Source organism: Burkholderia sp. Ac-20344, assembly GCF_017104975.1.
Lineage (GTDB): Bacteria > Pseudomonadota > Gammaproteobacteria > Burkholderiales > Burkholderiaceae > Burkholderia.
On record NZ_JAAGPP010000164.1, the window covers coordinates 1 to 245 of the forward strand.

A 245-nucleotide genomic window follows, 5' to 3' on the forward strand; every position below is an offset into this window, starting at 1 on the left:
CCGCTTGAAAAAAAAAAACAACTCTCCTCTCTCACCTCCTTTTCCTCTTTCCTTCTTCCTCTTCACTTCCTACCCTCTTATCTCTTTTCTCTTTCTCCTCCACCCTCTCTTCTTCTCCCCCCTGCCCCCCCCTCCTCCCCTCCTTCTCTCCCTCCCCCACTCTTCCACCCCCTACTCTTCTCTTTCTACTTTTCCTCCCTCCCCTCCTTCCCATATGTCCTCCTCATCGTTCCTCTCCTTCTACC

General features: G+C 52.2%; 1 protein-coding gene. It reads right to left on the minus strand.

The annotated features are described in order from the left end of the window. Positions 1-31: 31 nt before the first annotated feature. Entirely contained in the window at positions 32-214 is a 183-nt protein-coding gene (locus tag G3N64_RS40475) for a hypothetical protein (RefSeq protein ID WP_205787982.1), read from the minus strand. Positions 215-245 lie beyond the last annotated feature (31 nt).

Coding starts and splice junctions, on each gene's coding strand:
- G3N64_RS40475 (WP_205787982.1), bottom strand. CDS start 214: ATGGGAAGGAGGGGAGGGAGGAAAAGTAGAAAGAGAAGAGTAGGGGGT.